Here is a 14,386-nt window from a genome sequence, read left to right as displayed (position 1 = left end):
GTAAAGTATCCTTATGAAACATATATTACTATAGGCAATAAATATTGTGAAGAGAATTTTACAAACATCATATGTTTGTAAGGAGGAGGACAAGAAATGTTTCAAGAAAAAGAACTGTATCAGGGGCTAAAGACTAAGGAAGCTGAAAGACTTCAAAAGGTTTATGGGTTTAATGAACTTTATCAAAAGAAGAAGATATCACCTTTAATTATATTCTTCTCTCAATTTAATGATTTTATAACTTGGATACTTATTGCAGCAACTATAGTATCGGGAATTATGGGGGATATGTCAAATGCTATAACAATAATAATAATTGTTATAATAAATGCTATTTTAGGGTTTATTCAAGAATATAAAACAGAAAGATCCCTAGAGGCACTTAAAAGTATCGCTGCACCTACAGCAAAAGTTTTACGTGATGGAAAGATTACAGTTATAAATGCTAAAGATGTGACCATAGGTGATGTAGTTATATTAGAGGCAGGAGATAGGGTGCCAGCCGATGCTATCTTACTTCAGGGTGTAAGTGTTGTTGCGGATGAATCCCTCTTGACAGGAGAGTCAAAAGGAGCAAATAAGGGTATAGGCAGTAAAGAAAATAAATTATTTATGGGAACTACCATATTAAAAGGCAGGTGTACTTCTAGAGTTTTTGCTATAGGAATGAAAACCGAAATGGGAAAGATAGCAGATATGATTCAAAATATAGAAGAAGAAAAGTCGCCTTTAAAAGAAAAATTAGCTTCACTTGGTAGGGTACTTGTTATAATGTGCCTTTGTATTTGTGCGATAGTTACATTAGTTGGCATCAGTAGAGGACAAGAGCCTACTGAAATGTTCCTACTTGGAGTAAGTCTTGCTGTTGCAGCTATACCGGAAGGGTTACCTGCAATAGTTACGGTATCTTTAGCCTTAGGGGTGTCAAGGATGTTAAAAAGAAAGGCTCTAGTAAGAAAGCTACCGGCAGTAGAAACTTTAGGATGTACTTCAATTATATGTAGCGATAAAACTGGAACACTTACAGAAAATAAAATGAAAGTTAAGTCTGTATATCAGAATCAACATATTTATGATTTAGAAAGGGTAAGTTTATCAGATAACATATTACTAAAAAAGGCCCTTGTATATTGTAATGACTGCTCTTATGACTTTGAAGCAAGGGATATAGAAGAATCATTAAGAGGAGACCCTACAGAAGTAGCATTGATTAAAATGTTTTATAAAAATCCTAAAGAACTTAAAGGTTTTATACTAAAATCAAGTAGGGTACATGAGATACCCTTTGATTCTACAAGAAAAATGATGTCTGTAATAATTAGAGAAGATGGTAGAGAATGTTGTTATGTTAAAGGAGCACCGGAAAGAGTAGTTGATAGATGTAAGTACCTTTATGAAGATGGTAAGGTAGAAATTCTTACATTAGATAAAAAGAAAAATATAATAAATGCAGTGGATAGAATGTCTAAAAGTGCATTAAGGTGTATAGCTGCAGCGTATAAAGATAAGAACTTATCAAAGGGTGATAATTTAGAAACAAGTTTAACGTTTTTGGGCATAGCAGGTATAATAGATCCCCCAAGACCTGAAGTAAAAGATGCAGTTTTAAAGTGTAAGATGGCAGGGATAAAGCCTATTATGATTACAGGGGATCATCAAAATACAGCTTATGCCATAGGCAAAGAGCTTGGTATTTGTACTAGCATAGATGAGGTAATGATTGGTGAGACAATAGAAAATCTTAAAAATAAGGACCTAGAAAAGGCTGTGAAAAATATAAAGGTATTTGCAAGAGTAAGTCCAAGCCATAAATTAAGAATAGTAAAGGCTTTTAAAAATCAAGGTAACATAGTGGCAATGACGGGGGATGGCGTTAACGATGCACCAGCCATTAAAGAAGCTGATATAGGTATTGCTATGGGTATATCAGGCACAGATGTAACAAAAGAGGCTTCATCTATGATATTAATGGATGATAACTTTGCCACAATAGTAGCAGCTATAGATGAGGGAAGAACTATTTATAATAATATAAGAAAGTTTATTAGATATCTTTTATCCTGTAATCTTGGAGAGGTTCTTACTATGTTCTTAGCATCTATATTTTATTTAGAAAACCCACTTACACCTATACAAATACTTTTTGTTAATTTAGTTACAGATGGACTTCCGGCTATAGCTTTAGGTGTAGACCCATCAGATGAAGATGTGATGTTAGAAAAGCCACGACATAAGGATGAAAGTATATTCTCACATGGTCTTAGTGAGAAGATATTAATACGTGGTAGCCTTATTGGTATATGTACTTTGCTCTCCTTTATTGTAGGTAAATACTATAATATGAGTCTTGAAGTTTGTAGAACTATGGCTTTAAGTACTTTAGTTTTATCACAGCTTATTCATGTTTTTGAGTGTAGGTCTGAAAATCACTCTATATTTGAGATAAATCCATTTACTAATATTTATTTATTAGGAGCGGTTTTAATATCTATATTAATGCTTTTAGGTATAATTTATATACCTTTATTTCAAAATATATTTAAAACTACAGCATTAGGAATTGGACAATGGCTATTTATAGTATTTTTTTCTGGGATAATTACACTTATAAATGGATTATATCTTTACAAAAAGGATCATTATAAAGGTTAAATAAGTTTTCTTAATTAAATAATATAAAGAAGTATAAAGATTATTAATGCTAAGAAATATCAACTAATATAAGAAATACTAGAAATTAGTACACCTGTGTAATAAAACAAAACCTCCTCACTAAATCTTTTTAGTGAGGAGGTTTTGTTTTATTACTACTGTTTTATTCTTTGAACCTTTTGGGATTTTTTTAACTGTGATTTATCTACTGGTACTAAATCTTTTTTTGTAGTAAGATTCATGATATTCATTATTTCAATGGAATCTTTATTTTCTTTAGATTTTTTACCCTTTTTTGATTTGAGTCCCTGAATAACTAGAAGATGACCTGGATTAATATTTATAAAGCCAGGTTTTTTAAACCATTTACTTTTTTTATAAACACACTTTACTATTCCCTTACTTCTTTCAGGCCTTACAATTAATATTGCAGTTATTTTATGAAATAGCCATAATATAGTCTTCTCTTCTACTTTAACGGATACTGCATTCCCTTGAATTTGTGCTAATCTATCTCCGTACTTAGTTATATAAGCATCTGTATAGTGCTTAGCTAATTTTTCTCTAAAACCCATAGTTATAACTCCTTTTCTAATAATATAATGTATGAATTTATTAATGCTTCGTAAAATAAATATATATAGATATGCTACTACTAAAGTGTATTATAACACAGCATAAAAATATGTGAAATCAAAAAAACAATATAATGTATTGTTATTATCTTATATATTATATCAGAAAGTTAATAAGATTAAAACACGATACAAAGTTATAAAGGTAAATTTAAAGCTTAATTAATATATTAATCGCAATAAACTATTAAATGTATTGTTTATTTATATATATTGGTATAAAATGAACTTAGATATAACATATTAAAATTGCAATTAATAAATATATTTGCAGTTTTTTAAATACTCAATAAAGTATTTAAAAAAAATTTTAGGAGGCGTATTATGGATAAAAAGATATTAGCAAAGTATATTGATCACACTTTATTAAAAGCAGACGCTACAGAGGCACAAATTAAAATATTATGTGAGGAAGCCTCAGAACATAATTTTGCATCAGTTTGTGTAAACCCTTCCAATGTTGCATTATGTTCAGAACTATTAAAGAGCAGTGATGTTAAAGTATGTACAGTTATAGGATTTCCTTTAGGAGCTAACACTAAAGAGGTTAAAGCCTTTGAAGTTCAAGATGCTTTAAAAAATGGAGCCGAAGAAGTTGATATGGTTATAAATATAGGAAAGCTTAAAGCTAAAGATTATGATTATGTAAGAGAAGATATAAAAGCTGTTGTAAATGCAGCAAACAAGAAAGCGCTTACAAAGGTTATAATAGAAACTTGCCTTCTTACAGATGAAGAAAAGATAATGGCCTGCAAGCTTTCTAAAGAAGCAGGAGCGAATTATGTTAAAACTTCTACAGGATTTTCTACAGGAGGAGCAACAGCAAAGGATGTTAAACTTATGAGAGATACTGTTGGCGACAATATGGGAGTAAAAGCATCTGGTGCAGTAAGGTCTTATGAAGATGCAATAAATGTAATAAATGCAGGTGCTTCAAGAATAGGAGCCTCAGCTTCCATAGTTATATGTGAAGGTGGTAAATCAGACTCTAATTATTAAAATATTAAAGCACAAAAAAAAGAAGTAGAAATTTAATTTCTACTTCTTTTTTTGCATTTAACATTCAATTAATAGATATATGTAGTGGTTTTTGAACTATAATAAAATAAATAAATGGAATTTAGTTGAAAAAGAAGGAAAATAATGAACGCTATAGAATATAGTCATTTAGGTGATTACTTTATAGGAGGTGAAATGCTCTTAAAATAAATTAGGAGTGTGATTATGTATCTTAAATTTGATAAAAAAGATGATAAATTAATAGTCTTATTAACAGGAGAATTAGATCATCATAGCGCAGAAGAGGTAAGGGCAAAGATCGATGATAGGTTAGATAGGGATAAAATAAAGAAACTTGTAATGAATTTTTCTGGGGTAACATTTATGGATAGTTCAGGTATAGGGGTGGTTATAGGTAGGTATAAAAAGCTTTTGGGGAAAAATGGCGAGATTTGTGTAGTAGAAGTAAAGGACAGGGTAAAAAAGGTATTTGAATTATCAGGTATGTTTAAGATAATAAAAAGCTATAACACCCTAGAAGAAGCCTTATAGATATTCAATGGAGGAATAAAAGATGGTAGATAATATTATGAAAATAGAATTTATGAGCAAATCTCAAAATGAAAGTTTTGCAAGGGTTGCTGTAGCATCCTTTGTAGCCCAACTAGACCCTACCCTAGAAGAAATTGCAGATATTAAAACAGCTGTATCTGAAGCTGTAACAAATTCTATAATACATGGATACCAAAATAAAAAAGGCATAGTTTTTATAGAAACTTATATAGAAAACTCTGAAGTAACCATCATTGTAAAAGACAATGGTATTGGTATAACTGATATAGAAAAGGCAATGGAGCCTTTATACACATCAAGACCTGACCTAGAAAGGTCTGGTATGGGATTTACGGTTATGGAGACCTTTATGGACGAACTAAAGGTTTTAAGTAAAGAAGGAGAAGGTACTAAGGTAATAATGAAAAAGAAATTTAGACCTTTGGAATAGGTGAAAATATGGATGAGGAAATATTAAAGAAAGAAGAGTATAGTTATGAAGATAATTTAGAACTTATAGTTTTGTCGAAAACGGGTAATAAACTTGCAATGGATAAGCTTATAGAAATAAATATACCACTAGTTTCATCTATTACTAAAAAGTTTATGAATAGAGGATATGAGTACGAAGATATATTTCAAATAGGATCTATGGGACTTATAAAGGCAATAAAAAATTTTGATGCAAGTTACAATGTAAAGTTCTCTACCTATGCGGTACCTATGATAATAGGAGAAATAAAAAGATTTATAAGAGATGATGGAATAATAAAAGTTAGTAGGAGTGTTAAGAGTATAGCGAGAAAATTACATTATGATAAAGAGGCTTTAAGCAAAGAACTAGATAGAGAGCCTACTTTAGATGAACTTTCAAAATTTTCAGGAGTGGATAAAGAAGAAATCGTATATGCTATGGAATCTGCGAGTAGCATACATTATCTTTATGACACTATACACCAAGATGATGGTGCACCAGTACTTTTGATAGATAAGCTTAGTGAAAGATATGAAGAAGATGATTCTTTAATAGATAGACTGTCACTTAAAGAAGCTTTAGGAGATTTAGATGCTAAGTCAAGGCAGATAATAATGCTTAGGTACTTTAAAGATAATACCCAAGTAGAAGTAGCTAAAATGCTAGGAATAAGTCAAGTACAAGTTTCTAGGATTGAAAAAAAGGTTTTAAAAGCTATGAGAAAAACCTTAGAAAAGGAATAGCAAAAATTTTGATTTAAAGTGAAAGTAATTAATCTTAAAAAGATTAATTACTTTCACTTTATTGTTTAATTATAAAACTAAAGAGTAAATTAAGTAGCTTTTTAATGAAGTTTTTTATATAATTAAAGTTAATACATAAAAGATGATGGGGTTTAGGTGATTATATGAATAAGTTTTATAATATGACATGGAATCTTGCAGTAGAAAAGTTGGAAACAGATAAATATGTGGGACTTTCAAAATCAGAAGTAATAAAAAGAAGGGAGACCTTTGGGAGTAATGTTCTAGAAATGAAAAAACCGTTATCCCTTATAAATTTAACGATGAGGGAATTATTAAATGTGTGGGTACTGTATGCTTTAATTTCAATTTTTGTGAGCATATATTTTGGAGAATTTTTAATATCAATTATTGGACTTCTTCTTTTGATTTTTACATTTATATTTAATATTAAGATAAGTTATAAAAATGAAAAGTCTTTAAGAGATTTACAAAGTTTAAATGAAACTATCTGTACAGTTTTAAGAGACGCAATTATAGTAAACGTAAATTGTAAAGAACTCGTGGTTGGTGATATAGTTATATTAGATAAGGGCTCTACAGCACCCTCTGATCTTAGGCTAATAGAAAGTGAGGATTTAGAGGTAAAGGAGACATTGGTTACGGGAGAATTCTACAATGCAGAAAAGTATGAAACTAAAATAGAAGAAAAAGATATACAATTAGCAGATATGAAAAATATAGTATTCAAGGGGTCAAAAATAGTTAAGGGCAGAGGTATTGGTGTTGTTATAGCTATAGGAGAGCAAACAGAGATAGGAAAAACTGTAAAGGTATTAGACTATGATAGAAAGAAAAAAGATATTCTTGATAATAAGGTAAATATGATCATAAATTCGATATCTGTAATATTTATAGGGTTAATAATAGCAATATCCATTTTTAATTTATATTTAAAGAAGGAATTTAACATCTATATGTATTATTACTTAATCTTATGTTTTTGTCCAACTGGCTTTTTGTTGATTTTTAACATATATTCGGTATGGATTAAGGATTATTGGAATAAAAGAGGGATAAAAATAAAGAGCATATCTATATTCCATCTTATTAAAGATATAGATATGATATTTTTAAATAAGGTAGGTTCCATAAGTGAAGATGATGTTAATCTTACCAATATATATACAGATGGAGCTATGTATAACATAACAGAAGAAAAGAATATAAATACTATACATTTTAGTAGATTTTTAAACATAGCTCTTTTATGTAATAATAGTTTTTCTAAGATTTCGAAGGATAGCGTGAAGGGTACGACAATAGATCAAGCATTGATAAAATATGCAAAGGCTTATTCTGTAAGTAGAGATATATTATCAAATGAGCATATAAGAATATTTGAAATACCTTATGATAGTGATAAAAGGATTCAAACAACTTTAAATAAAATAGATAATAATTTTAGAGCAAATACAAAAGGATCTGTAGAAGCACTTCTAGAAAGATGCACTCATATAATGAAAAATGGTGTAGAAAAGGAGATTACAGAAGAAGATATAAGTGAAATAAAAGATGCTGATATATCAATATCTTCAAAAGGATTAAAAACTATAGGCTTTGCCTATAGAAATTTTAATTATGAACCTAGTATATTAGAAAATGTTGAAAGTAACTTAGTATTACTTGGAATAGCCGGGTTTAAAAGTACCTTAAAAGAAAATATAGATGACGATATATTAAATCTCAAAAAAAGAGGAATAAGAGTAGCTATAGCTACAGAAGATAATAAACTAACAGCTTATAGTTGGGGAAAAGATATTAAAATAATAAAGTCTATCGAGGAGATTTGGTCAGGTGTTGAAATGAGGTATATGGAGAAACGTGAGATAGATAGAAACATAAACAAAATTAAGATATTTTCAAAAATAAGTTCAGAAGATAAGGTTGCTATTGTAGAAAAGTGGAATGAAGGAGCTTTAAAGGTCTTATGCGCTGGCGAAAATATGACGGAACTACCTGCTATGAGTAAGGCAAGTGTTTCTATATCTGTAGGAGAGAGCAGTGAAGTAGTTAAAAATCTTTCAGATGTATATATAAATAACGATTGCATTGGCAATTTAAATAAGTTAATAAATTTAAGTCCTAAGTTGCTTATTCAAATTAAAAGATCATTAAACTACTTTTTAACATCTTCATTAGTTTTAATATTTTTATTGTTTTTACAAAGTCTAGGTAGAGAAGGTTACAATATAAATAAATATGCATTAATTATTATAGGTACATTTATAATTCCCATTGGAACACTAAATATATTAATAAGTTGTAATGAAAAAAATGAATCTAATAAATTAAATGATATATATATAAGATTTCCAAAGTCCATACTTAAAGCTACATTTATGGCTGTACTCATATATGGTATATATGAGATAAACTTAATGTTCTTTAATGAAGCTTTAAAACAACAGATATATTTAATTGCTACAAGTTATTTTATAATAAAATCTTTTAATGGAGGATCTAAATATAGCTTAAATAAGTTAATTACTAGAATACTTTTCTTAGTACAAGTTATAGGATTATTTTTAATAGTATTTATATCTACGAATTATTTTGAGTATTATATGCAAATTAACGACATAATATCATTTTTGGTGTTTTCTGCTGGTTGTTACCTTTTTACAAGGCAAAAGATATAATTATAATATTTGATATAAGGTTTAATTTAAAGATTAATGGTTAAAATTCAAGATAACTAACTTTAAGGAGTGTTATTTTGAATAAACCATTAATCTATTTTTTTGTATCTTTTATTTTAGGAATTATAATTTTTATACTTTATTCTTTTAGTGCTCTTTTAGCTTTTTCATTTGTGCTACTTTTTATTTTAATACTTGTTAAGGGTATAAGTTACAAAGAGGTTTTTATAAATATAATTATAGTCATATTTTCTTTTTATAATACCTACAGTTACTTTAACGTTAACTTACCAAAGGATAATAATGTGGTGAAAATAAGGATATGCAATAAAAAGGGATATAAAACTATAGGAAACATAAATGATAAAAGGGTTTATATAAAAGATTTAAAAGGAGGGAATATAGGAGATGTAATATATGCTAAAGGGAATTTTAAAGAAGATATACAATATGATAAAGGCATAATTGGTCAATTTTCATTGAAGTATGAAATAGAAAGAAAAGAAGATTTATATTCAAAAATAATAGGATATAGATCTTTTTTAGATGAAGAGTTTCAATCTATATTTGGAGTGGATGATGGAGTTTTATTAAGTAATTTATGTTTTGGAGATAATTCGTCTATTGATATTGAAACTAAAGAAAAATTGAAATCTTTGGGAGTAATTCATGTAATAAGTGTTTCAGGATTCCATATAGCTTTAGTGTATAAACTTGTTTCTACTATTTTAGGAGGAAATATAGCTTTAATTATAACCTTTTTTTATGGAGTATTTACAGGGGGCAAATCTTCAACTTGGAGGGCATTTATTATGATATTTGTGTCTAAGGCTTCTTTTAAATTATATAGGAATTATGATGGGGTTTCTGCCTTAGCTTTAGCTGGCATAATACTACTTAGTATAAAACCATACTACCTAATGGATGTAGGGTTTTGTTTATCGTTCTTAGCTACTTTAGGAATAGTATTATTTCAAAAGGTCATTAATAATAAATTATATAAGTTACCTTCGTTTTTGAGAGAATCTATTAGCATAACTATGAGCGCACAGATATTTACCTTTCCATATATGATATTTGCCTTTGAAAGTTTTAATCTAGGATTTTTAGTAGGAAACTTATTTTTAGTACCTATATTTACTTTATTAATTATATTAGGGAACAGTGCAGCTATACTTTTAAATACATTTTTAATTAAATATATAAAATACTTTGTTGATATTTTAATGCAGATTTTAAATGGTGGGATATACATTTTACATAGTATATCACCAAAAACAAGCTATTTAACTTATTTAGAAGGTTGTATAGTCATAGCGATTTATATATGTTATTTGTTAGTTAAAAAGGGTAATAAGAAATACATATATCTACCTTTGTTTTTATGTACCCTAATAATATTTGAATACTATAAGCCTTATACAGAGATCAAAGTGCTAGATGTTTTAGGAAAGGAGGCTTATATAATAAGTTATAAAAAAAGAAATGTGCTTTTAACAAATTCCAATAAGGTAGGGGAAGATTTGATTAAAGGATATAATATAGATGAAGTAAAACGTATTGGAACATATCCACTAAAGTTTAGTATTAAAGATAAAAATAACACCGATGTAGAAATAATCAATATTGGGAATGGCAAAAAACAAGTAAGTATAACCTTATCACAAAGAGAAGAGAATAACTTTTTAAAATTTATGAACTATAGAGGTAATAAAAATTATGATATAATACTTTTAAAACCTAAAAAACAAGTTGGGTTTAGTAGAACTTATGAAACAAATAGTGTTATAATTACAGATTTTAATATATATAACCTAAGATAAGATTATTTTAGGGTGTATATATTTAGTAGGGAGAGATTTTTATATGGATGTTATTTCTTTAGAAAAAGATATAAAAAGTAAAAGGTTCAAAAAATGTTACATATTTTATGGCGAGGATGAAGCACTTATTCAGGACATAGTCTCCATCATAATAAAAAACACAGTAGATCCTAGTTTTTTAGAGCTGAATCTATTAAGAATAGACGGTATAAAAGAAGGATTTGAAGTTATTGAAAATGCCACAGAAACATTACCTTTTATGTCTGAAAAGAAGGTGGTTGAAGTTTATAGGGCAGAATTTTTAAGTTGGGAGAAAGATAAAAAAGGGGAGCAAACTTTTAAAAAGATATCTAAATACATAGATACACTTCCTGATTATTGTATTCTTATATTATATTATGTGTTTAAAGAACAGAGGGATAAAATAACACCTGAGGTTAATAGAATTAAAGGCGATATAGCAGTTGTAAAGGTAGACAAACTTAAAGGAGAAAAGTTATATAAAAAGGTAGAGGATATATTTATTCAAAAGGGAAAGCCTATAGGTAAGATTGAACTTAGATTTTTTGTTGATAATGTAGACAATAATATGAGGATAATAAATAACGAAGTTGATAAGTTGATAAGTTACACAGATGGAAGGAATATAATAAAACAAGATATTTTGGATTTGTTTTCTCAAAAGAGTGAGAAGGATATATTTAATATGGTGGACTTTTTATCTCAAAAGAGACCAGAGAAGGCTACTAATATATTAAATGAACTGATTTTTAGAGGAGAAAAAGAAAATTATATTCTTTCTATGATAGAAAGGCAATTTAAAATTTTATTTAACATAAAACTTGGTATGTCAAAAGGAAAGAGTAAAGAGATTTTATCTCGTGAGCTTAAATTAAATATATATATATGTGATAAGATGATGCATCAAAGTGAAAAGTTTAGTTTTAAACAACTAAAAAGGTGCATGGAACTTTGTATAAATAGTGAAAGAAATTTAAAAACGGTAAGTTTAAATAAAAAGACGGAATTAGAATTACTAATAATAAATACAGTAATGTGACAGAAGAGAAAATAAAAAAATTAACTAAATAAGAGAAAATAAATAACCGGTATTTCTACCGGTTTACTTACTATGCTAATAAACTGTTTAATCTTGATGCTAATCTTGACTTTTTCCTGGAAGACATATTTTTATGTATTACTCCCTTTGAAACAGCCATGTCTAAAGCTTTAACTACTTCTTTGTATGTTGAAGTTGCTTGTTCTACATTTTTTTCTATAACTGCAGCATCAAACTTCTTTATAGTTGTCTTTAGTGAAGATTTAACCATTTTATTTCTTAAAGTTTTAACTTCTGTAGTTTTTATTCTCTTAATTGAAGATTTTATATTTGCCATTAACTTTCACCACCTTTATCATAATATGGCCTCTGCAGTCGTGGGGAAATCTGCTTTCGAGTTTCATATTTAACAAGTGATATTATAGCATTAAAATTTTAAGAATTCAAGTATAATTCCCATTTATTAATAGAATAATATTTATATAGGTTTAAAAATAACTAGGAGTGTGATTTAATGTTTGAAATAAGAACAGATCTTGCGGTAGAAGCAAGAGAAATGTATAGTAGTGCTCATAATAAGGACCCAGAGGGAGTAATTGTAAAAGAGGATATTCCTTATGAAGATATAAAAGTCACTAAAGTTTCAATAACTAATGAAGAAGGCGAAAAAGACATGGGAAGGCCAATTGGAGATTATATAACTATTGATATGCCGGAGTTTACTTATTATGATGGAGAAACCATGAATAGGGTTAGTGAAGTAATGGCTGATAGCTTATCAAAAATTATTAATAAAGATAAGCATAAGAACACGCTAGTTATAGGCCTTGGTAATTGGAATGTAACGCCAGATGCATTAGGACCAAGGGTTATTTCTAAAATTATGGTTACAAGGCATCTAAAAGAATTAATACCAGATAAAATAGATGAAAATATAGCTCCGGTTAGTGCTTTATCTCCAGGGGTACTAGGGCTTACAGGAATAGAAACAGTAGAAATTGTTAAGGGTGTTGTAGACAAGACAAAACCAGATCTTATAATTTGTGTAGACGCATTAGCTTCAAGGAGATTAGAGAGGGTTAATAGAACTATTCAAATAAGTGACACGGGTATTTCTCCCGGATCAGGGCTTAAAAATCATAGAAAGGCTTTGAATGTGGAAACCTTAGGTGTGAAAGTTATAGCTATAGGAGTTCCAACCGTAGTTGATGCTGCAACAATTGCTAATGATAGTATAGACCTCGTATTAGATGAAATGATAAAAGAAGCTACTAAAGGTGGAGAGTTTTATAATATGTTAAAGTCTATAGATAAAAATGAAAAGGGGAGACTTATTGAAGAGCTACTAAGTTCAAAGGGAGGTGACCTAATAGTAACTCCTAAAGAAGTAGATATAATAGTTGATTCAGTATCTAGGGTAATCTCTAATGGTATAAATCTTGCGCTTCAACCTTCATTAGATTTAGAGGATATAAATCAATTTATGAATTAAAGCTATAATTTTAAAAAGCCACTCATATAAATAAGTTATATGGGGGGGAATTTAAGATGAAATGTTATTATACAAATGTAAAAGAGAAAATCCAAAAGGTTTATATACTAATACCCATGATTTTATTTTTAATTATATCCATGATAGTACTAACTAAGACCATACAAGGGCTTAGTTATAACGAGAAAAAGGGGAATATGATCTATGTTCAAATTCTAAATAAAGGGATGCCATTAGTAAAGGAATTATCCTTTGACTCAGAGGACTTAGTGGAAGGGAATTTTTCTTTAAAGGATAAGGTTTTAGATGTTTTAGGTATTAATCGAAAAGATCCTATAAATATTATATCAAAGGAAATTAAATATTTTTCAATGTTAAAATCAGAGAATAGTAAAGAGGCTATTAATATAAACAAAGAAATAAGTTCTTTTAAGCTAGGTGATACTAGCGTTTCAAAAGTTTCTGAAAAAGAGATGCAAAAAGGAAAAGGGTCTAATCTAGCATCCTTAAAAGCCTATAATCCTAGTCTTAAAAAGACACTGAATTCATCTAAGCCTGAGGTTTTGATATACCATACACATACATCTGAGCGTTATACAACAGATGTAGAAAGCAATTCAAATGATAGTATGAATGAAAATGAAAATGTCTGCGCTGTAGGTAACGAAATAGCTAGAGAATTAGAAGAAAACTATGGAATATCCGTCATTCATGATAAGACAGTTCATAATACTACCTATACTCAAAGTTATTCGCGATCTAGAGAAACTCTTACACAGTATTTAAATAAATATGGAGATTTTAAACTCATAATTGATCTTCATAGAGATTCAGTAAAAAGTAAGAGTAGTGTAACTGTGAACTTAAATGGTGAGGATGTAACAAAAATAATGTTTGTAATGACAGAGAAGAATCCACATTTTGATAAGAATAATGCTATAGTAGAAAATATGATAGGTAATGCAAATGAACTTTTTCCAGGGTTTATAAGGCAACGTATAAATTATAATGTGGGAACTAGATATTTTAATCAAGATTTAAGTAATAATGCAATACTTATAGAGGTTGGAGCTAGAATAAACAAAATAGAAGAAGCTACAGGTTCAGCTAAATATACCGCAAGGCTTATTGCAGAGTATTTAAATGGAAAGGAGTAACATATAAGTTGTTATATTATGAATAAAATTTAATGAATAAGAGCATCCTTATAAAAAGGTTATTGAATTTAACATCATAAAAATATTATGTTAAAT

At 28.6% G+C, this 14,386-nt stretch carries 12 protein-coding genes; 10 read left to right on the top strand and 2 right to left on the bottom strand.

The window, feature by feature from the left end; genetic code table 11:
* Positions 1-96 precede the first annotated feature (96 nt).
* Complete coding sequence (locus tag DY168_RS08670; RefSeq protein ID WP_115641414.1) at positions 97-2,652, top strand: calcium-translocating P-type ATPase, PMCA-type; 2,556 nt, start codon at positions 97-99, stop codon at positions 2,650-2,652.
* Positions 2,653-2,807: 155 nt separating this feature from the next.
* Here DY168_RS08670 and DY168_RS08665 read toward each other — a convergent pair whose 3' ends face one another.
* The gene (locus DY168_RS08665; protein WP_115641413.1) at positions 2,808-3,227 is read right to left on the bottom strand and encodes a hypothetical protein; all 420 of its coding nucleotides are present in this window, start codon (positions 3,225-3,227) and stop codon (positions 2,808-2,810) included.
* A gap of 384 nt (positions 3,228-3,611) precedes the next feature.
* Here DY168_RS08665 and deoC point away from each other — a divergent pair, with 384 nt between their 5' ends.
* The 7 genes from deoC (at position 3,612) to holA (ending at position 11,641) form a co-directional block, all read left to right on the top strand.
* The gene (deoC, locus tag DY168_RS08660; protein WP_115641412.1) at positions 3,612-4,286 is read left to right on the top strand and encodes a deoxyribose-phosphate aldolase; all 675 of its coding nucleotides are present in this window, start codon (positions 3,612-3,614) and stop codon (positions 4,284-4,286) included.
* A gap of 225 nt (positions 4,287-4,511) precedes the next feature.
* Positions 4,512-4,838, top strand: a complete 327-nt coding sequence (spoIIAA, locus tag DY168_RS08655) for an anti-sigma F factor antagonist (protein ID WP_115641411.1) — start codon at positions 4,512-4,514, stop codon at positions 4,836-4,838.
* A 22-nt stretch (positions 4,839-4,860) separates the two neighbouring features.
* Positions 4,861-5,289 carry an anti-sigma F factor gene (gene spoIIAB / locus DY168_RS08650; RefSeq protein WP_115641410.1) on the top strand — a complete coding sequence of 143 codons (429 nt, stop codon included), beginning with the start codon at positions 4,861-4,863 and terminating at the stop codon, positions 5,287-5,289.
* Positions 5,290-5,297: 8 nt separating this feature from the next.
* Positions 5,298-6,056, top strand: coding sequence for an RNA polymerase sporulation sigma factor SigF (gene sigF, locus DY168_RS08645; RefSeq protein WP_115641409.1), 759 nt, complete (start codon positions 5,298-5,300; stop codon positions 6,054-6,056).
* A gap of 164 nt (positions 6,057-6,220) precedes the next feature.
* On the top strand, positions 6,221-8,758 hold the full coding sequence (locus tag DY168_RS08640) for a P-type ATPase actuator domain-containing protein (protein WP_115641408.1): 2,538 nt from the start codon (positions 6,221-6,223) through the stop codon (positions 8,756-8,758).
* Positions 8,759-8,835: 77 nt separating this feature from the next.
* Entirely contained in the window at positions 8,836-10,581 is a 1,746-nt protein-coding gene (locus tag DY168_RS08635; protein ID WP_172556308.1) for a ComEC/Rec2 family competence protein, read from the top strand.
* 43 nt (positions 10,582-10,624) lie between these two features.
* On the top strand, positions 10,625-11,641 hold the full coding sequence (gene holA, locus DY168_RS08630; RefSeq protein WP_115641406.1) for a DNA polymerase III subunit delta: 1,017 nt from the start codon (positions 10,625-10,627) through the stop codon (positions 11,639-11,641).
* 70 nt (positions 11,642-11,711) lie between these two features.
* On the opposite strand, the gene rpsT is transcribed toward holA, so the two are convergent.
* On the bottom strand, positions 11,712-11,978 hold the full coding sequence (gene rpsT / locus DY168_RS08625; RefSeq protein ID WP_115641405.1) for a 30S ribosomal protein S20: 267 nt from the start codon (positions 11,976-11,978) through the stop codon (positions 11,712-11,714).
* A gap of 177 nt (positions 11,979-12,155) precedes the next feature.
* Here rpsT and gpr point away from each other — a divergent pair, with 177 nt between their 5' ends.
* A complete protein-coding gene (gene gpr / locus DY168_RS08620) occupies positions 12,156-13,133 on the top strand; it encodes a GPR endopeptidase (RefSeq protein WP_115641404.1) in 978 nt (325 codons plus the stop codon).
* Positions 13,134-13,189: 56 nt separating this feature from the next.
* Positions 13,190-14,290 carry a stage II sporulation protein P gene (locus tag DY168_RS08615; protein WP_242984086.1) on the top strand — a complete coding sequence of 367 codons (1,101 nt, stop codon included), beginning with the start codon at positions 13,190-13,192 and terminating at the stop codon, positions 14,288-14,290.
* Positions 14,291-14,386 lie beyond the last annotated feature (96 nt).

Origin of the sequence: Clostridium putrefaciens, from assembly GCF_900461105.1 — a bacterium.
GTDB lineage: Bacteria > Bacillota > Clostridia > Clostridiales > Clostridiaceae > Clostridium_L > Clostridium_L putrefaciens.
This window is presented reverse-complemented; position numbering and strand designations above follow the sequence as displayed.